Origin of the sequence: Undibacterium umbellatum, assembly GCF_014284125.1 — a bacterium.
GTDB lineage: Bacteria > Pseudomonadota > Gammaproteobacteria > Burkholderiales > Burkholderiaceae_D > Undibacterium > Undibacterium umbellatum.
On record NZ_JACOFX010000008.1, the window covers coordinates 17,772 to 35,905 of the forward strand.

At 49.8% G+C, this 18,134-nt stretch carries 19 protein-coding genes; 10 read left to right on the forward strand and 9 right to left on the reverse strand.

Going from position 1 to position 18,134, the window contains the following annotated elements; all coding sequences use genetic code 11:
* Positions 1-152: 152 nt before the first annotated feature.
* The 9 genes from ccoN to H8L47_RS15700 all read left to right on the forward strand — a co-directional run bounded on the left by ccoN (position 153) and on the right by H8L47_RS15700 (position 8,035).
* Positions 153-1,592, forward strand: coding sequence for a cytochrome-c oxidase, cbb3-type subunit I (ccoN, locus tag H8L47_RS15660; protein WP_186954536.1), 1,440 nt, complete (start codon positions 153-155; stop codon positions 1,590-1,592).
* A 17-nt stretch (positions 1,593-1,609) separates the two neighbouring features.
* Positions 1,610-2,227 carry a cytochrome-c oxidase, cbb3-type subunit II gene (gene ccoO / locus H8L47_RS15665; RefSeq protein WP_186954537.1) on the forward strand — a complete coding sequence of 206 codons (618 nt, stop codon included), beginning with the start codon at positions 1,610-1,612 and terminating at the stop codon, positions 2,225-2,227.
* 50 nt (positions 2,228-2,277) lie between these two features.
* A complete protein-coding gene (locus tag H8L47_RS15670; RefSeq protein ID WP_186954538.1) occupies positions 2,278-2,424 on the forward strand; it encodes a cbb3-type cytochrome oxidase subunit 3 in 147 nt (48 codons plus the stop codon).
* A gap of 2 nt (positions 2,425-2,426) precedes the next feature.
* Positions 2,427-3,428, forward strand: a complete 1,002-nt coding sequence (gene ccoP, locus H8L47_RS15675; RefSeq protein WP_186954539.1) for a cytochrome-c oxidase, cbb3-type subunit III — start codon at positions 2,427-2,429, stop codon at positions 3,426-3,428.
* A 116-nt stretch (positions 3,429-3,544) separates the two neighbouring features.
* Positions 3,545-4,957 carry a cytochrome c oxidase accessory protein CcoG gene (ccoG, locus tag H8L47_RS15680; RefSeq protein WP_186954540.1) on the forward strand — a complete coding sequence of 471 codons (1,413 nt, stop codon included), beginning with the start codon at positions 3,545-3,547 and terminating at the stop codon, positions 4,955-4,957.
* Positions 4,958-4,965: 8 nt separating this feature from the next.
* Positions 4,966-5,511, forward strand: a complete 546-nt coding sequence (locus H8L47_RS15685) for a FixH family protein (RefSeq protein WP_186954541.1) — start codon at positions 4,966-4,968, stop codon at positions 5,509-5,511.
* Between the two features lie 58 nt (positions 5,512-5,569).
* The gene (locus H8L47_RS15690; RefSeq protein WP_230413767.1) at positions 5,570-5,827 is read left to right on the forward strand and encodes a hypothetical protein; all 258 of its coding nucleotides are present in this window, start codon (positions 5,570-5,572) and stop codon (positions 5,825-5,827) included.
* Between the two features lie 17 nt (positions 5,828-5,844).
* Positions 5,845-7,248 carry an oxygen-independent coproporphyrinogen III oxidase gene (gene hemN / locus H8L47_RS15695; protein ID WP_186954542.1) on the forward strand — a complete coding sequence of 468 codons (1,404 nt, stop codon included), beginning with the start codon at positions 5,845-5,847 and terminating at the stop codon, positions 7,246-7,248.
* A 1-nt stretch (position 7,249) separates the two neighbouring features.
* Positions 7,250-8,035 (forward strand): sulfite exporter TauE/SafE family protein, encoded by a 786-nt coding sequence (locus H8L47_RS15700; RefSeq protein WP_186954543.1) that lies wholly within the window; start codon positions 7,250-7,252, stop codon positions 8,033-8,035.
* 14 nt (positions 8,036-8,049) lie between these two features.
* Here H8L47_RS15700 and H8L47_RS15705 read toward each other — a convergent pair whose 3' ends face one another.
* The 9 genes from H8L47_RS15705 to trpS all read right to left on the reverse strand — a co-directional run bounded on the left by H8L47_RS15705 (position 8,050) and on the right by trpS (position 16,847).
* The gene (locus H8L47_RS15705) at positions 8,050-8,373 is read right to left on the reverse strand and encodes a flagellar basal body rod C-terminal domain-containing protein (RefSeq protein ID WP_230413768.1); all 324 of its coding nucleotides are present in this window, start codon (positions 8,371-8,373) and stop codon (positions 8,050-8,052) included.
* A 112-nt stretch (positions 8,374-8,485) separates the two neighbouring features.
* Positions 8,486-10,426: an MASE3 domain-containing protein gene (locus H8L47_RS15710; RefSeq protein WP_186954544.1), complete on the reverse strand. Its 1,941-nt coding sequence runs from the start codon at positions 10,424-10,426 to the stop codon at positions 8,486-8,488.
* Between the two features lie 122 nt (positions 10,427-10,548).
* Complete coding sequence (locus H8L47_RS15715) at positions 10,549-11,388, reverse strand: universal stress protein (RefSeq protein ID WP_186954545.1); 840 nt, start codon at positions 11,386-11,388, stop codon at positions 10,549-10,551.
* A 101-nt stretch (positions 11,389-11,489) separates the two neighbouring features.
* Positions 11,490-12,377, reverse strand: a complete 888-nt coding sequence (locus H8L47_RS15720) for a helix-turn-helix domain-containing protein (protein WP_186954546.1) — start codon at positions 12,375-12,377, stop codon at positions 11,490-11,492.
* Between the two features lie 27 nt (positions 12,378-12,404).
* The gene (locus H8L47_RS15725) at positions 12,405-12,788 is read right to left on the reverse strand and encodes a response regulator (RefSeq protein ID WP_186954547.1); all 384 of its coding nucleotides are present in this window, start codon (positions 12,786-12,788) and stop codon (positions 12,405-12,407) included.
* Between the two features lie 231 nt (positions 12,789-13,019).
* Positions 13,020-13,649, reverse strand: coding sequence for a response regulator (locus H8L47_RS15730; RefSeq protein ID WP_186954548.1), 630 nt, complete (start codon positions 13,647-13,649; stop codon positions 13,020-13,022).
* Positions 13,650-13,949: 300 nt separating this feature from the next.
* Positions 13,950-14,405 (reverse strand): universal stress protein, encoded by a 456-nt coding sequence (locus H8L47_RS15735; protein WP_186954549.1) that lies wholly within the window; start codon positions 14,403-14,405, stop codon positions 13,950-13,952.
* 140 nt (positions 14,406-14,545) lie between these two features.
* Positions 14,546-15,772, reverse strand: coding sequence for a winged helix-turn-helix domain-containing protein (locus H8L47_RS15740; protein WP_186954550.1), 1,227 nt, complete (start codon positions 15,770-15,772; stop codon positions 14,546-14,548).
* A 55-nt stretch (positions 15,773-15,827) separates the two neighbouring features.
* Entirely contained in the window at positions 15,828-16,847 is a 1,020-nt protein-coding gene (trpS, locus tag H8L47_RS15745) for a tryptophan--tRNA ligase (protein ID WP_186954551.1), read from the reverse strand.
* A 329-nt stretch (positions 16,848-17,176) separates the two neighbouring features.
* Between trpS and hemC the strand changes: the two genes are divergently transcribed.
* A complete protein-coding gene (gene hemC, locus H8L47_RS15750) occupies positions 17,177-18,124 on the forward strand; it encodes a hydroxymethylbilane synthase (protein ID WP_268978063.1) in 948 nt (315 codons plus the stop codon).
* Positions 18,125-18,134: the final 10 nt, after the last annotated feature.

Consider the following 18,134-nt stretch of genomic DNA (forward strand, 5'->3'; position numbering starts at 1 on the left):
TTTTTTGTCAAAAATTAAAATTTTGTCTATTCTTGCTAATGTTGTCTTTCGCGAGCAATCGACTTTGAATCCGGCAATATTTGATGTGTATCAATGTAGTCGGGCAGTCCGATTGTTATTCTTACAGTGTATTTTTACAACAGAGTGAGATCATGACAATAACTAAAGAAAACACATACAACTATCGGGTTGTACGGCAATTTTCTGTCATGGCAGTGGTGTGGGGAATAGTCGGCATGCTCGTGGGCGTGGTGATTGCAACTCAACTTGCCTGGCCGGAATTTCTTGGGGGGATACCCTGGCTAAGCTACGGGCGTTTGCGCCCCCTGCATACCAATGCCGTGATTTTTGCTTTTGGTGGCTGCGCCTTATTTGCGACTTCTTATTATGTCGTACAGCGTACCTCCAATGTCCGCTTGTTTTCTGATGGTCTTGCCGAATTCACTTTCTGGGGTTGGCAACTGGTCATCGTCGCGGCAGCCATTAGTTTGCCTTTAGGTTATACCCAGGGGAAGGAATATGCAGAACTGGAATGGCCTATCGACTTGCTGATCGCCGTGGTCTGGGTATCATATGCCGTGGTGTTTTTCGGTACGCTGATGAAACGCAAGGTTGAGCATATTTATGTAGCCAACTGGTTCTACGGCGCATTTATCATTGCGGTAGCTGTTTTGCATATCGTCAATAGTGCAGCCATGCCCGTGTCGTTCATGAAATCCTATTCTGCTTATGCCGGTGTGCAGGATGCAATGGTGCAATGGTGGTATGGCCACAATGCGGTGGGCTTCTTCCTTACTGCGGGCTTCCTGGGCATGATGTATTACTTCATTCCCAAGCAAATCGAGCGCCCGGTTTACTCTTATCGACTGTCCATCGTTCACTTCTGGGCATTGATCTTCACTTACATGTGGGCGGGTCCGCATCATTTGCATTACACCGCCTTGCCAGACTGGGCGCAATCCATAGGCATGCTGTTCTCGCTGATTTTGCTGGCGCCATCCTGGGGCGGCATGGTCAACGGTATCATGACACTGTCTGGTGCCTGGAGTAAGTTGCGCTCTGATCCTATCCTGCGTTTCCTGATCGTGTCCCTGTCTTTCTATGGCATGTCGACCTTTGAGGGACCGATGATGGCGATCAAGACTGTCAATGCCTTGTCTCACTACACAGACTGGACTGTAGGTCACGTTCACTCTGGCGCTCTGGGCTGGGTTGGCTTCATTACCATCGGTAGCTTGTATTACCTGATCCCGCGCCTGTTTGGTCAAACTCAAATGTATAGCAAGCGTCTCATCGAAGTGCATTTCTGGGTGGCGACAATTGGGGTTGTCTTGTACATCGCATCGATGTGGATTGCTGGTGTTATGCAAGGTCTGATGTGGCGCGCAGTCAACGAAGACGGCACGTTGACATATTCCTTCGTGGAAAGCGTGAAAGCGACTTACCCTTACTATGTCATACGTATGGCGGGTGGCTTGCTGTATCTGGGTGGCATGCTGGTCATGGCCTACAACGTCGCCAAAACGATCATGGCTGCCAAGCCTGTCAATAATGCGATCCCGGCTTTGCCTGCTAATGCAGCACATGCATAAATCAAAGGAGAAATTTGATGCGTAAGTTTACTCATGATCTGATTGAACGCAATGTCGGCTTGTTGCTGGTGCTGGTGATTCTGACGATCAGTGTTGGTGGTCTGGTTGAGATCGTACCCTTGTTCTTTCAAAAATCGACGACTCAGCCAGTACAGGGAATGCTGCCGTATTCGGCACTGCAACTGGCTGGACGTGATATTTATCTAAGGGAGGGATGCTATGGTTGCCATTCGCAGATGATACGTCCCTTCCGTGCTGAAACTGAACGTTATGGCCATTATTCCGTCGCTGGGGAATCTGTTTATGACCATCCTTTCCAGTGGGGTAGTAAGCGTACTGGCCCGGATCTGGCGCGGGTAGGTGGTCGTTACAGTGATAGCTGGCACCGGGACCATTTGAATGATCCTCGCTCAGTGGTAGTGGAGTCGAATATGCCCGCCTACCCATGGCTGGCCAAGACTCAACTGGATGCAAATGCGATTGCTCCAAAATTGCAGGCCATGAAAACCCTGGGTGTCCCTTATACCGACGAACAAATCAAGGCAAGCTCGGCTGAAGTGGCCAACAAAACCGAGTTGGATGCGCTGGTCGCCTATCTGCAAGTACTGGGTACTGCGATCAAGAGCAAGAATTGATAAAGGAATAGCCGGGACATTAATGGCCCGGCCTTTCGGGGAGAAATGAAATGAATTTCACAATAATCAGCAGCGTTGTAACGGTCGTCAGCCTCATCGTATTCCTTGGCATTATTTACTGGGCATTCAGTGCCAGGAATAAGGAGAAATTCGAAAAAATGGCACGCTTGCCAATTGATAATGAGAATGGAAAATAGCCATGGCAGACTTTTTTAATGAATGGTGGAGTACCGGTATCGCCATCGTCACGGCCTTGTCCATGCTGGCCTGTGTTTTACTGTTATGGTCACAATCCAAGGTCAAGGTTAAGGTAGGAAGTGATGGCAAGCCTTTGCCAGCAGAAACTACAGGCCATGTCTGGGATGGTGACTTGATGGAGCAAAACAATCCCCTGCCCAAATGGTGGATGTGGTTGTTTTATCTGACAGTGGTATATAGCGTGGGCTATCTTGTGGTTTATCCTGGCTTTGGCAAGTGGCAGGGTACTTTTGGCTGGAGCCAACAGGGAGCCTATGAAAAAGAAATGAAGGATGGCGAGGCGCAGTATGGTCCCATCTTTAACAAGTACCTGGCCATGGATGTCAAGGCAGTTGCCATGGATGCGCAAGCACGGGACATTGGTCAGCGTCTGTTCCTCAATACCTGTGCCCAATGTCATGGCTCAGATGCGCAAGGCGGCAAGGGTTATCCGAATCTGGCGGATAATGACTGGCTGTATGGCGGTGATCCACAAACAATCTTGACCACCATACGAGAAGGTCGCCACGGTCAGATGCCACCTATGGGTGCAGCGCTGGGTACGGATGATGACGTCAGGAACGTTTCCAATTATGTGCTGAGCTTGTCGAATTCTGCCCATGATCCTATCAAGGCTGCTTTGGGTAAATCTAAATTTGCTGCCTGTGCTGCTTGCCATGGTGGTGAAGGCAAGGGCAATCAGGCGCTGGGTGCGCCGAATCTGACAGATAAAGTCTGGCTGTATGGAGGTGGTATCGACAGCGTCATGGAAACCATCAACAAGGGTCGCAGTAATCAGATGCCAGCGCACAAAGGTATCTTGACCGAAGGCAAAGTACATTTGCTGGCAGCTTATGTCTGGGGTTTGTCGAACAACTCTGCCTCAGCCCAGATCAGTGATGCAGATGCTGGCGCGGTCAAGCAAATTGCTGCGACTGCATCTGAAGCAGCGGCAAGCAAGTAATTGTTGATATCAACAGCAGCGTTAATCAACAATAAGGACGAGCATGATCATACAGCACGCCCCACCCGCGTTGAATAACGCTGCTTTTTTGCCTTACTAAGAAGAACAGAATCAAGATGAAGCACATACCCATCATCCCGGTGCCGATAGAAGAAGCTGAATTGGCGCTTTTTGAAGAACGCAGGAAGATTTATCCGCGTACACAAACAGGCTGGTTTTCTTCCTGGCGCTGGGTATTGGTATTTTTTACGCAGGCGTTATTTTATGGTACAGCCTGGCTGAACTGGAATGACAGACAAGCGGTATTGTTTGATCTGGTAGCTCGCAAATTTTATATTTTTGGCCTGGTTTTGTGGCCGCAAGACTTTATTTATCTGGCTGTCTTGCTGGTGATCTCGGCCTTGAGTCTGTTCTTGTTCACTGCCATCGCTGGCAGATTATTCTGCGGGTACGCTTGCCCGCAAACTGTCTACACCGAGATTTTTTTGTGGATAGAAGCCAAGGTCGAGGGTGAGCGCAATGCCCGGATCAAGCTGGACGCTTCGCCCATGTCGACGCGAAAATTCTCACTCAAATTCCTCAAGCATTTCATCTGGATTACTCTGGCTCTTTGGACTGGTTTCACCTTTGTAGGTTACTTCACGCCTATCCGTGAACTGGCGATCGCTGTTGGTGATTTTACACTGGGTCCCTGGGAAACATTCTGGTTCCTGTTCTATGGCTTTGCCACTTATGGCAATGCCGGCTGGATGCGCGAGCAGGTTTGCAAATACATGTGTCCTTATGCGCGTTTTCAGAGTGCCATGTTCGACAAGGACACGCTGATTGTTACTTATGATACTGCGCGAGGTGATCCACGCGGATCCAGGAACAAGAAGGTTGATTACAAGTCCCAGGGTATGGGGGATTGTGTCGATTGCGGGATTTGTGTCCAGGTCTGTCCTACCGGCATCGACATCCGCGAAGGTTTGCAGTATGAATGTATTGCATGTGGTGCCTGTATCGACGGCTGTGATCAGGTCATGGACAAGATGGGTTATGAGCGCGGCCTGATACGCTATACCACAGAGCATGCGCTGACACGCAAACTGGATGACAAAGCCATGTGGAAGCGCGTATTCCGCATGCGCACGCTCATCTATGGTGGCTTGCTAGGCTTGATCATTTTACTGGCGGCCGTCTCTCTGGCCCTGCATACGCCCTTGAAGGTGGATGTCCTCAAGGATAGAAGCATGCCAAAAATCACAGAAACTGGCGCGATTGAGAATGTCTACCGCCTGCAAGTGATGAATACCCAGGAATCAGCACGCCACTATAGTGTCGAAGTGCATGGCGCGGCTGGTGCGGTTATCGTCAATTCTGCTACTCTTGAAGTTGATTCTGCCAGCACTAAAGCATTCCCGGTCAGGGTACGGGTGCCTGCCAAAGCGTTGGCAACGGGCTCTAACCGCATACGTTTTGTAATCAAGGATCTGGACTCGCCAGAAGTGACGGTGACTGAGAAAGCCGTATTTATCGTTCCGCGATAGGAGAAAAAATGGAAGCCAGTTTGATGCCCCCAAAATCCAGGCGCGATACCTGGTACAGAGAACCATGGTTGCTGCTGGTTGCTGGCGGCCCTGCATTCGTGGTGTGTGCAAGTATTTATACCGGCTACATCGCCATGCATGGTGCTGACAAAGTCGTGGCCGAGGACTATTACAAGCAAGGCTTGATGATCAATAAAGATATACAGCGTGATGCCAAGGCCAGGGAACTACAACTGAACGCCTATATCAATGCCGACCTTACCAATAGCAAGGTAAGACTGCAACTGAGTGGTAAAGGTAATTTGCCTGAAACCATACAGCTCAGCCTGGCCAATGCAGCAAAAGGAAGCAATTCGGTCAGCGAAGTCATACGCCGCTTACCTCTGAAGCAGACAGCGCCCGGGCATTATGAAGGTGAGTTAAAACTGATGCCAAAGGTCGGCGAAGACACTGTTAAGCTGTTTCATATCAAACTGGAGACTACCGACTGGCGCCTGACTGGTGACTGGTTTGATCCAGGACAAAAACCAGTACAACTGAATGCAGCAAAATGAGGCCTATCCCTGAATTTTGCTGACCGAAGGCTGGATAATCACTAGAAGGGGACAGGATTTGGAACATAGCACTATCACACCACGCAAACCACAGTTACGTTCGATGTTAATGATCGTTTTGTGGCCAGCTTTTTTGATGGCTTGTGCGGCAACAGGCTTGTTCTTCAGTATGGTTGATCCGATGGAGTTGATTGTCTTGGATCGGCGCCTGCAAATGCATGAAACTGGTGCATACACAGTAGGCTTTTTTGCCTTCTGGTTGCTGGGAATTCTGTCTAGTGGTTTGACGGCTTTGCTTGTGCAAAAAGCACACTAGAAATAGAGAACCGCATCATGAACATGAACGAGCCGGCTGCATTTCCAGCGATAGAAATCCCGGAAGACCTGATACGCCGTTTTGATAGCCTGGGGCCTCGGTACACTTCCTATCCAACGGCAGACAGGTTTGCGGTGGACTTTACTGCTGAATCTTATATGCAGTATCTAAAAGAGCGTAGCCTGCTCGTCAATAAGCCTCCATTGTCGCTGTACATACATATCCCGTTTTGTGCTTCACTTTGTTATTACTGTGCCTGCAATAAGGTCATTACCAAGGATCATGGCCGCTCAGCCAAGTATCTGGAGTATCTGGCCAAGGAACTGAAGCTGGTGGTTGAGCACTTGCATGTGCGTGAAACGTTAAGTCAGTTGCATCTTGGTGGCGGTACGCCAACCTTTCTTAGTCATGCCGAGTTGCGCCAGTTGATGCACGTGCTGCGCGAGCATTTTGACTTTGCCGATGATGCGGAAATATCGATAGAGATCGATCCGCGCACAGTCACCACTGAGACTTTGCAATTATTGGCTGAGCTGGGTTTCAATCGCACCAGTCTGGGAGTGCAAGACTTTAATGCCGATGTGCAAAAAGCTGTGCACCGCATACAGCCTTACGAAATGGTGGCGCAGACCGTGGCAGATAGTCGCGCCTGTGGTTTTCAATCGATTAATTTCGACTTGATCTATGGCTTGCCCAAACAAAATCTGGAGAGTTTTTCGCAAACTCTGGATCAGGTAATCGCGCTGTCACCAGCCCGCATTGCCTTGTATAACTACGCCCATTTACCCACGCGCTTCAAGCCGCAGCGTCGTATTGCCGAAGCAGATTTGCCATCGGCTGAACAGCGCCTGCAGATTTTCCTGATGTCGATAAAACGCTTGCTGGCAGAAGGTTATGTTTACATAGGCCTTGATCATTTTGCCAAACCGGATGATAGCCTCGCACGGGCGACGCTGGATGGCAGCCTGCACAGGAATTTTCAGGGTTATACCACGCGAGCAGATTGTGACCTGATTGCGCTGGGTTTATCAGCAATAGGCAAGATTGGGGCTTCTTATGGGCAAAATCTGCGTACCCTTGATGAGTACTATGCCTGTCTCGATCAAGGAAAACTGCCTGTTGAAAAAGGATATCACCTTGATGCAGATGATATCTTGCGCCGGCAAGTCATCATGAGCCTGATGTGCAGCAACACGCTCAATTTCAAATTTCTGGAAATGCAGTACGGCATTTCCTTTCATGATTACTTTGCTGCGGAATTGCTGAAGTTGCAGGACTATGCGAAAGAAGGTTTGCTGGTCATTGATGACAACAGCATCAGTATTCCAGCCAGGGGGCGTTTATTTGTGCGCGCGTTGGCCATGGTATTTGACCGCTATCTGGGGCAGCAATCAGGTGCCAGATATTCCAAGTTGATTTGATATGCTGACCCTGCCTTTGGTGTTTGCCGCGATGACCGCTGGCGCCATAGGCGGCGTTCACTGCGTTGGCATGTGCGGTGGTATTTCCATGCTGTTGACACAGGCGGGGCAGAAGACCGGTAAACCAGCAGCATCGGTCAGCAAAGTTATTCCCATTACCGTGGCGGCTGAGAGCAGGCAAGTTGGTGCTACCGACAGTCTGCATGCGAGGGTGTTGTACCAAAGCCTGTTGCAAAGCGGGCGTATTTTTACCTATGTAATCGCCGGTGCAATACTCGGCGGGCTGGGTGCTGCCGGCATGTGGTTTAAACCTTATCTCCCTGTCCAGCAAATCCTGTTTGTAATCGGTAACTTGATGTTGATATTGCTCGCCTTGCGCATATCAGGCCTGTTGCCACGCCTGCCGTTTCTGCAAAATGTTTGGGCAAATTTGCATGCTCGTATGAGCAGGAAATTGCCATCATTGCAGCAAGCAGCAAAATATCCTTTTCTTTTGGGGATGAGCTGGGGCTGCCTGCCATGCGGACTCTTGTATGGCGTTGCCCCGTTTGCTCTTTTGTCTGGTGATGCCTGGTCTGGCGGTCTGCTGATGCTGATCTTTGGCTTGTTTGCGCTACCGCATTTATTACTGACGCAGGCGATCATGCAGCAGGCGCACAATAAGAGCATCATGTGTGGATTGCGTTATCTGGCGGCAGCGATTTTGATGGGGATAGGTGCTATGGGTTTGTGGTATTTTGATATGAAGGATATGCCATCCTTCTTGTGCCTGGTGCCAGCTGCTTGAGCGGCAGACAATCTTCAAGCCTTGATGTCGATGAGCGTTCCCAGTATCTCATCTGCTGTTTTGACGACCTTGGCTGACAAGTCAAAACCAAGCTTGAATTGTATGGATTGTACAATTTCATTCGCCAGGTCAGTGCCACTCAATTCTTGAGATGCCAGGCTACTTCCCTCTTTGCTAATGTTGGCAGTGACACCACCTGCAGCTTGTTCCTGGAAGCTGGTTTGCTGGGGAATAAAGCCAGAGGTGCTGGCATTCGCAACATTGTGACCAGAGCTGTCTAGCGCACGGCTAAAAGCCTTGAGCCCGGACAGACCACTATTGAGTGCTGATACCGACATGAATACTCCAGTTACTATGCAATCCGAGGTAGTTTTATGCAAGCTTATACTGGAATGGACAAGTTTGCACAGCTAATCAAATTGCTTGTTTAATTTGCATGATTTATTTGATTTAGTTATTTACATAACGTAGTGGCAAATTAATTTTCAACCTGGTGCCTTCACCAGGCTGGCTGTCAACCAAGAATTCGCCATGCATGGCCTTGACGCGCTCGCGCATGCCGACCAGGCCGAAAGAACGTGATTTGCGCATTTCTTCAGCCTCTATGCCTTTGCCATTGTCAGCAATACTGAAACTTAGCATGGTGGCATTACGCTCAAAGACAATTTGTACTTCTGTTGCAGCCGCATGTCTGACCACATTCGTCAATGATTCCTGGACGATGCGGAAGATGGCAGTGCTGCGCGCATCGTCTAGCGCCAGTTGTTCTTCATTGGCTTCCAAGTCACAAGCTATGCCATGACGGATGGAAAAATCTTTTTGCAGGGTCTGTAGTGCGAAATACAGGCCACCTTCATCCAGTGCGCGTGGCCTGAGATCAGTGGCGATTCGCCGCAAGGTTGTGATTGATGTCAGTAGTAACTGGTCCATACTGTTGATGGTTTGCTGGGTCTTGCCAGTGAGTATGCTATCCCTTTGCAGTAACGATAAATCCATGCGCAGGGCGGCCAGCAATTGGCCCAGGTCATCATGCAATTCGCGCGCTATGTGCTTGCGTTCTTCTTCGCGTATGCTTTGCAGGGTAGCGGACAACTGCGTCAATTCATCATGGTAGAGCGCCATTTTTTCTTTGGCTACCTTGCGTTCCGTGATGTCGCGGAAGATCACGGTGTAAAAACGCCTGCCGTTTTCTATCTGACTGGAGATTGATGCTTCGATGGGAAATTCCTCACCATTTGCCTTGACGCCCGTCACATAAAAATCTTCAAAATTGCTACCCATCTTCCGGCGGGTTGCACCGGTTTCACCAAATTCCTTTACATGCCTTCCATGCACCTGACGATGGCGTTCAGGCAATACGGTATTGAGTGAAGCCCCCATCAAATACTGCACATCATGACCAAACATGGCTGCTGCGGCAGGGTTGACCAGAATGATGGATTGGGTTTCATCGATCGTGATGATGCCATCGATGGCAGTGTCTATCATGCGACTCAAGCGTTCGCGCTCTATACTCAGTTCTTCCGCCGAGCGCGCCAGGTTCTGGCTGGTCTCCGCCAGAGTGGCATAGGGAGTATGAATGTTGACAGCAACCATGCCCCGGTAAATGGCGATTGCCGCCAGCAGTTGAAATACATGGCCCACCGCGACAAAGACATCATTGCCATTTACATAAATAGCGAAATAGACCTCCGAGATTGCCAGCAGTATCGCAGCCAGGAACAAGGGCGCACGTTCTATTTGCAGGCGTCCTCCCAGTTCATTTGTTGGGGATGAGGCAGCGCCTTGCTTGTTAAATCGGTAGGCGGTGAACAAATTGATGGCGATCAGGCCAAGTTCACAGGCCATTTTGAATGAGGTTTGTCCTTCGCCTTCGATATACGTCAGTGGTAACAAGTGTGGAAACATAAATACCATCACCATCCAGCCTGCGGTCGCCAGGAGCCCGGCAGTCAGAACAAAGTAAGCTTGTAGCGGACTGACCTCAGAGTCTTGTGGCGCCATTGCCAGGCCCAGCAGGGTAGTTGCAATGAATGAACGTGACAGCAACCAGAACAGCAGGGACTTATGCATGTCCTCTGCGTCAGGAAAGCCTGGCATGCCCTGGAAGCTGATGGCATGCATGAACCCAAGTATGGCAGTACACAAAAACGCGACCGCCAGTATGACGCTACTTTTTTTTCTGGAGCCGCCAAAAGCATTCCAGCAAACAATAAACACTGACGTGAAAATGACGATGGTGACGGTTTCCAGCACCGTATGTACTGGCAAAGGTGCTGGCATCTGCATGGCAGATAGAGCAGCATGATTCAACCATAAAAGAAGCGACAAGATTGCGAGTAAACCTGCAGTCCAGCGCACTATTACCAGTCTGGAATAGTCTTGTGCCATGTTTTTTTGATTTGATAATAAAGGAAGGGAGTATTTTAATGGCAGTTCACCATGCTGGCAGCTATAAATGAAAATGACACTCCTGAAGCAGGAGTGTCATTGACGATGACAGGTAAAATCGCTTAATGCGACATGAGCACAGGCACGGTCATACTTTGCAAAATAGTTCTGGTGACACCACCCATGATCATTTCACGGAAGCGTGAATGACCATATCCACCCATGACCAGCATATCGCTATCGAGATCATGTGCCAGCGAGAGCAGGGCATTGCCGATATCGGTCGAGGTTTTATGCACGCCAACTTCGACTTTGACGCCATGTCTGGCCAGATACAGGGCAATGTCAGCGCCTGGCTGTTCACCATGGCTGTCTGGCACGGACTTGGGGTTGAAAATCGCAACCTGGACCAAGTCTGCACGGCGCAGCAAGGGGATTGCGTCTGTAATGGCGCGCGTTGACTCACGGCTGGCATCCCAGGCGATCAGGGGACGTTTGCCAACAGTCGTGAAGTCACCGACATAAGGGATAATCAATATTGGGCGCCCAGAATTCATGATCAGATACTCTGGGAAGTCTGGCAGTACGGAAGGCGAAGGTTCGTCGCGATTGGTTTGGCCAATTACAACCAGATCACTATATCTGGCTTGCAAACCGATGCCGCCGCCTGCTTCATCATTGGCGATCATGCTCTCGAAAGAGTTGACGCCGATTGCCTGAGCTTGCTGGTTGAAACTGTCTACCGCTTTTTCTGCACGCTCGCGCAAATAACTCAAGTGTATGGTCAGATTGGGGTCATTCGCGCTGATATTGCCATCCTGATAGATGAAACGTGACACACCAGTGACTGCAGTGCCTACCAGATGTGCTTCGTCGCACATAGCGATTTCAGCCGCGACACGCACGCGAAAATTTGAACGCTCAGATTCATCAATATGAACCAGGATGGTTTTGTACGGCATGTTTTGCTCCTTGATCTCAAATCGTGGGAAAAAACAAGTTCAGCGATGCTTTTGCCGGTATGATCCCGGCAAAAGTCGATACTTACTTGCTAAAGCTTACACTAATTTAAAGCAACAGCAACTTCTTTGCCCCACTGTGGCAATAGGTTCTTACCAACTAATGCCGACACTTTTTCACTGACTTTGATACGCGCTTTGGCAGGTGGCAGGCGACGCAGGGTTTTCAGTGCGGGCACATCTAGAAGTGCTATCTGGCGTTGCTCGACACTGATCAATCCCATTTCATTAAAGGCAGACAGGGTGCGGCTGACTGTTTCTAGTGTCAGGCCCAGGTAACTGCCGATTTCGTGACGTGTCATGCGCAAATTAAAGGACTTGCCAGAATAGCCGAGCTGGCTAAAGCGTTCCCCGAGTGTAGTCAGGAAGCGAGCCACCTTGGCTTCAGCACTCAGGGCGCTCAGCATGCCTATCATGATTTGTTCGCGCACCAGTTCGCGGCTCATGACGCTGAACATGGCTTGCTCCAGCTCTGCATAAATACGTCCCAGCGCAGAGAAAGTCTTGTAAGGCATGAGTATGATGTCGCAATCAGACAGTGCTACGGCTTCAGAGGCATGTTGTTGGTTATGTATGCCATCAATCCCGAGCAGATCACCTTTCATGGGGAAACTCAATACCTGCTCATTGCCATACTCGTCGATGAGGACAGTTTTCAAGAATCCTGAATTGACGATGTAAAGTGTTTCAAAATCCTGGCCTATGGTGTGTACACGCTGACCCGCTTTGTAACGCACATGCTGAAACAACACTTCTTCATCTGCAGAAGCAGCAGGGGTAGGTATGCGCAGAAGTTCGCAAACTTCATGCAGGTTGGACCAGAGATTGCCATGGCAACGCCAGCCAGCCTCATTGGAGATGACTGGAAAACTATTCTTGCTGGCAACTGAAGACAGGCTGCTGGTACTGTTTGTAAAGGTTGCTGTAGTCATGGTAGTCCCCTTGAACGGTTTGCGACATTAGTTAATTTGATGATTTGAATCTGGTTGCTGCCAACGCAGCAGATAATCTTGTAGCGAACCAAAGTCCGTGGACTTATCCAAAAAACCATCTGCGCCTGCCCGCAATGCAAGTACGCGATTGTTTTCTGTTGCGTGATTTGTCAGTATCACTACCTTGATGGCTGGCCTGCTTTGCTTGATATTCCTCAGCAGCTGCAAGCCGTTTCCATCGGCGAGCTGGAGATCCAGTATCAATGCGTCGGCGTCATTGCCAAGCAGGGCTTGGTAGGCGCTCCCCATGTCACTTGCGACTCCCAGGACATGCATGCCAGGCACTTCTTCAACGAACCGCACCAGGCGGTTTTGAATCAGGACTGAATCTTCGACGATGTACAGGTTCATGTTGTGACTTGTTGTGCGTGTTTGCTTAGGCTCTATTATCGTCAGCATCAGCATTGATTTAAATCAGGAGATGCTGATTTGAATTGTCAGATTTGGCGCTGTATCTGTAGGAATATTCCTAGCAGTAATATGGCGGCCGGAGAAGACAACCTGATTTGATGGTGGTCAATCAGGTGCCGTCAGAAGGGATATGGTCGAGGAGGAAGGCGGGTGCAGGCTACAGTATTCAGGCTACAGGAGATGGTGTGCCACGGCGTATTGCACCAGGTCAGACAAATTGCTCATATTCATTTTTTGCATGATGCGAGTTTTGTGGGTGCTGACTGTCTTTACGCTCAAATGCAAGAGTTCACCGATTTCAGTGATTGATTTGCCCTTGACCAGGTGGGTAAATACTTCAAATTCACGGTCCGACAAGCTGGTATGCGGCTGGCTGTCATCTGCAGGCATGGCGCTCATAGCCAGTTGTTCTGCTACTTCTATGCTGATGTACGGGCGACCCGAGGCAACCTTGCGCAAGGCAGTGACCAGTTGTGTGCCTGCGCTTTCCTTGGTCAGGTAGCCACGCGCACCAGCGCGTATGGCACGCACGGCATACTGCTCTTCTTCATGCATGGTGAGTATCAGGATTGGCAATTTGGGGAATTCGTCCTTGATCTGGCGTATCAGGTCTACACCGCTACGGCCAGGCATGGACAAATCCATCAGCAAGACATCAAATTCGGTGGTGCGTACTTTTTCCAGGGTATCGAAACCATCGACTGCTTCGGCAACTACTTGTATGTCTTCTATGCCATCAAGTATGCGTTTCAGTCCTTCGCGCATGATGGTATGGTCGTCGGCTATCAAGATGCGGGTCATAGAGGCAATAGGGCTACATTTCATGTTCAGCGGCGCTTTGGCACATACTTGTGCCAAAGCAAGGATTTCCAACATTGTACTGTAGCCAGTGCAGGCGTGTGGTTCTGTCTCGCTTAGAACCTGTTTGCGATCTTACTGCTCGCATATGATCGGGCTCATGCGCTGCTCTTCGAGCGCTGACGCTCTCTACGAATCGCAAACATGTACTTAGGGAATCTCTGATTAAGTCCAAAACCGAAAAATTAATCCTCGAAAAATCAAGAACTTGCGACTAGCCTGCTGGACTTAATCAGAGGTTCCTTAGTGATGTTTGATCCTGTGTACCAGCACTGGGATCAGGCACAAGGACAAGACTTTGGTTGTAACACTGCCCAGTATGAATTGACCCAGGCCGCTTCTGCCATGTGAACCCATGAAGATCAGGTCGCAGGCATATTCCTGGGCTGTATGGACGATTTCCTTGGCGGTGGAGTCATTGAATTGTATGACTTCCTGATAAGCCAGGCCAGCTGCATTCGCTGCTTCCCTGGCAGGTTGCAGGTAGCTTTCTGCCAGTGTTTGCATGGCCGCCTGGTACTCTTCTTCGGTGGGGCCATTGGGTGGCAAGATATCGACATAGAGCGGATATTGATAATTGCCAGCAACATATACCGCAACCACTTCTGCCTGTAATTGTTGGGCAAATTCAAGGCCAGCTGTAACACAGGCATGTGACAGTTCTGAGCCATCGGTCGGTAGCAGTATACGCTTGTACATAGTCTATCCCCTTGAAGGTGTATCCAGCATGCAGGTGGATTGTCACATCTGCCTTGATTTCAAACAAGGAGAATAAGAGAATATGCTCAATAGAGTGGAAATTTTGTTTGTTCTGTATTTTTCTTTTTGTCTGTCAACAATTAAATTTCTGTGGCCAGCAGTTGACCTAGCTCTGGTGAGCTGCAGTGTTGTAGCTGTATATCTGTACATTCATGCCACGCGGCAAATTCGCGCAAGGTCTTGCCTAGATCGGTGGTCATTGCCTTGGAAACTCGTACGCCAGATTCCAGATGCAGAGCCTTGATTTCGAACATGCCATCCTTGCGATGGGCTTTGGCATCCATGCGGCCTATCAGTGCCCCCCTGCGCAATATAGGCAGGGTGAAGTAGCCGTAGCGCCGTTTAGGGGCGGGCGTGTAGCACTCCAGCTTGTAGTCAAAATCAAAAAATTCTATGGCACGTTTTCTATCCCAGACAACTGGATCAAAAGGGGAGAGTATACGGGTGGCTGTTGCCTTGAGTTGATTGTCTTGCGCTAGTTGCAGGGCGTCCAGACGGGCTGGATGAACGTAGAAAAGCTGTTCCTGATTTGCTATCTGCACTGGTATCAGTAAGCCTTCCTTAACCAGTTGCACAGGCTGGTTTTTTGCATCAAATTTACCCATGCGAAAATAATCAGCCATCCAGCTGGCTTTGCAAATGCCTAGCGCACGCACTGCCTGTAGTATCTGCGTGCGTTCGCATTCTAGCGGCGTGCGCAAATGTTTTTTATCATTCCATTTTGGATGCACGCGCTCACGCAAATCATAGATGCGCTGGAAGTTATGGCGTTTGGCTACCATCACTTCACCTGTCGTGAACAAGACTTCCAGTGAGCGTTTTTCTGGCTTCCATTCCCACCAGCCGCCACTTTTGCCATCGGTGCGCTCAAAGTCAGCCGAACGGCTGGCCCCGTTTTCACGTATATGCTGCCGTATGGTTTCTACCTGTGCCGTATTTTCTTGTAGCCACTTGTGATTGTATTTCCAGCCCAGTCCTTGTGGTGACACCATTTGGTGGCGGTACAGGCCATAGTCTTCTATAGGCAAGAAGCAGGCTTCATGCGACCAGTATTCAAACAAATGGCCTTCTTCCAATAATTCATTGAGCCAGGCATGCTCGAAATGCCCAAGGCGGCTCCATAGAACCAGATAAGGGCTGCGCGCCACTACGTTTATGGTATCAATCTGCAGAGCCGACATATTGCGTATGCAAGCCAATACATCGTCTTTGCCAGTCTTGCGCGGAGGCGGTTGCAGCAAGCCCTGTGCTGCCAGATGTAGGGCGCGAGCGGAACTGAGTGTCAGATGAAAATCAGTTGCGCTCATAAAATTTTTGCTCAAAGGTGATTAGGTGGGTCGGAGATTCGAATCCCTTCGCAGATCAGAAGTGTTTCAGACCTATCGCAGCCCTGACTTCGTCGGTGGTCTGAGCAGCAATTTCGCGTGCTTTGCGGGTGCCATCCTTGAGCATTTGCAAAACCTGACCGCGGTCTTTGGCATACTCTTCACGGCGTTCACGTATCGGTTTCAGCATATCTTGCAAAATACCTTCCAGACGACCTTTGACAATACTGTCACCCAGGCCGCCGCGCACATAATGGTCTTTCATTTCTTGCAGACCGGTTTTGTCTTCATCAAAAGCATCGAGGTAGATAAAGGCGACATTGCCCTCCAGGTGGCCGGGATCAGCCACGCGCAAATGCAATGGGTCAGTGTAAACATTTCGCACAGCTGCCTTGATTTCAGCAGGTGTGAAGCCAAGGTTGATGACATTGCCCAGAGATTTGCTCATCTTGGCCTTGCCATCCACGCCCGGCAGCCGGCCAATTTCAGGCACCAGCGCCTGGCATTCAACCAGAATATCTTTATTTGCCAGGCGGTTGAAACGACGCACGATTTCATTGGTCTGTTCTATCATTGGAATCTGGTCTTCACCGACGGGCACCAGGCTGGCTTTGAAGGCGCTGATATCTGCTGCCTGGCTGACTGGATAAGTCAAGAAACCAGCAGGGATATCGCGCTCAAAATTGCGCAAAACGATCTCTTGCTTGATGGTCGGGTTGCGCTCCAGGCGGGCTACGGTGACCAGATTGAGGTAATAGAAAGTTAATTCTGTCAGTTCTGGGATTTGTGACTGAATAAATATCGTTGATTTGGCAGGATCTATACCTACTGCCAGATAATCAAGCGCCACTTCCATGACATTGTCGTGGACCTTGGCAGGGTTTTCCATATTGTCAGTCAATGCCTGGGCGTCTGCCAGCATGATGTATTGCTCATACTGGTTCTGGAACTTGACGCGATTGCGCAAACTGCCAACAAAATGGCCAAGGTGCAGGGGGCCGGTAGGGCGGTCACCCGTTAGTATCAGGTGTTTTTTATCTTCAGTACCAGGGAGCATGCTAAATCCAATTGGGTAATGCAGTGAAATTGCGGTGAAATTGCCAGTAGCCGTAGAGTATACGTAAAAAATGCCGCGGAAGCTTGGGCGGCATGACGTATATCAAGGCGTGTTCTCCGGCTATGATGCCGTTTTCAGGCTGGCTATGTCAAGTTTGACCAGATTTTGGACGAGTTTGGGATTGGTTTTAGTGTGGATTTAATTTAATTCTGTTAAAACTGCCATCTTGTCATCTGAATTACTTATAAAGTCATTTCCTGCAATGATAAAATCGCGGTTTGCTTTTGTATCCCGTGCATCCCGCTTTTATAGTTGAAAGTAGCCTTATTTTGACCTCCTCAAGTTCTAAAAAATTGATTATTGCCTCACGCGAAAGCCGTTTGGCGATGTGGCAGGCAGAACATGTGCGTGACCGCCTGGCCGCGCTGTATCCTGATTGGCAGATAGAGATTTTGGGTATGACTACCCGCGGCGACCAGATACTTGATCGGGCGCTCTCCAAGGTGGGCGGCAAAGGTCTGTTCGTCAAGGAACTCGAAGTCGCCATGGCCGAAGGTCGTGCTGATCTGGCGGTACATTCACTCAAAGACGTACCCATGGATTTGCCTGAGGGTTTTACTCTTGCAGCCATATTGGAGCGTGAAGATCCGCGTGATGCCTTTGTTTCCAATGACTATGCCGGGCTGGACAGTTTGCCTGCTGGTGCCGTCATAGGGACCAGCAGCTTGCGTCGTCAGGCCCTGATTTCTGCCCGTTACCCGCATCTGGTGATACGGCCTCTACGTGGCAATCTGGATACCCGTTTGCGCAAACTTGATCATGGTGAATATGCTGCCATCATCCTGGCTGCAGCTGGCCTGAAACGCCTGGGTGTACCTGAACGCATACGCGCCTGCCTGGACCCTGAAGAAAGCCTGCCAGCTGCAGGGCAGGGGGCGATGGCAATAGAAATACCAGACAACCGGCCAGAGCTGCACGCCATGCTGGCAGCTTTAAATCATACCGAGACAGCCCAGGCTGTAGCGGCGGAGCGGACAGTGTCCAAGGCTTTTGGTGGCAGTTGCCAAATACCTCTGGCGGCATTTGCCACAGTTGATAACGGCCAAATGCAGATCAGGGCGATGGTGGCAACGCCTGATGGCACGCGCATTGCCAAAGCTGAAGCGACTGGGACTGCAGACAAGCCGCATGAGCTGGGACTGAAGCTGGCGCAAGCCCTGTCTGCCCAGGATGCCGAAGCGATATTGGCAGTTTGCAAAGCCCAGATTACAGAATGACATAGCCCAG

Excerpts from the sequence above, each read along its gene's own strand:
- ccoN (WP_186954536.1), top strand. The coding sequence starts at position 153 with ATGACAATAACTAAAGAAAACACATACAACTATCGGGTTGTACGGCAA.
- ccoO (WP_186954537.1), top strand. The coding sequence starts at position 1,610 with ATGCGTAAGTTTACTCATGATCTGATTGAACGCAATGTCGGCTTGTTG.
- H8L47_RS15670 (WP_186954538.1), top strand. The coding sequence starts at position 2,278 with ATGAATTTCACAATAATCAGCAGCGTTGTAACGGTCGTCAGCCTCATC.
- ccoP (WP_186954539.1), top strand. The coding sequence starts at position 2,427 with ATGGCAGACTTTTTTAATGAATGGTGGAGTACCGGTATCGCCATCGTC.
- ccoG (WP_186954540.1), top strand. The coding sequence starts at position 3,545 with ATGAAGCACATACCCATCATCCCGGTGCCGATAGAAGAAGCTGAATTG.
- H8L47_RS15685 (WP_186954541.1), top strand. The coding sequence starts at position 4,966 with ATGGAAGCCAGTTTGATGCCCCCAAAATCCAGGCGCGATACCTGGTAC.
- hemN (WP_186954542.1), top strand. The coding sequence starts at position 5,845 with ATGAACATGAACGAGCCGGCTGCATTTCCAGCGATAGAAATCCCGGAA.
- H8L47_RS15700 (WP_186954543.1), top strand. The coding sequence starts at position 7,250 with ATGCTGACCCTGCCTTTGGTGTTTGCCGCGATGACCGCTGGCGCCATA.
- H8L47_RS15705 (WP_230413768.1), bottom strand. The coding sequence starts at position 8,373 with ATGTCGGTATCAGCACTCAATAGTGGTCTGTCCGGGCTCAAGGCTTTT.
- H8L47_RS15710 (WP_186954544.1), bottom strand. The coding sequence starts at position 10,426 with ATGGCACAAGACTATTCCAGACTGGTAATAGTGCGCTGGACTGCAGGT.
- H8L47_RS15715 (WP_186954545.1), bottom strand. The coding sequence starts at position 11,388 with ATGCCGTACAAAACCATCCTGGTTCATATTGATGAATCTGAGCGTTCA.
- H8L47_RS15720 (WP_186954546.1), bottom strand. The coding sequence starts at position 12,377 with ATGACTACAGCAACCTTTACAAACAGTACCAGCAGCCTGTCTTCAGTT.
- H8L47_RS15725 (WP_186954547.1), bottom strand. The coding sequence starts at position 12,788 with ATGAACCTGTACATCGTCGAAGATTCAGTCCTGATTCAAAACCGCCTG.
- H8L47_RS15730 (WP_186954548.1), bottom strand. The coding sequence starts at position 13,649 with ATGACCCGCATCTTGATAGCCGACGACCATACCATCATGCGCGAAGGA.
- H8L47_RS15735 (WP_186954549.1), bottom strand. The coding sequence starts at position 14,405 with ATGTACAAGCGTATACTGCTACCGACCGATGGCTCAGAACTGTCACAT.
- H8L47_RS15740 (WP_186954550.1), bottom strand. The coding sequence starts at position 15,772 with ATGAGCGCAACTGATTTTCATCTGACACTCAGTTCCGCTCGCGCCCTA.
- trpS (WP_186954551.1), bottom strand. The coding sequence starts at position 16,847 with ATGCTCCCTGGTACTGAAGATAAAAAACACCTGATACTAACGGGTGAC.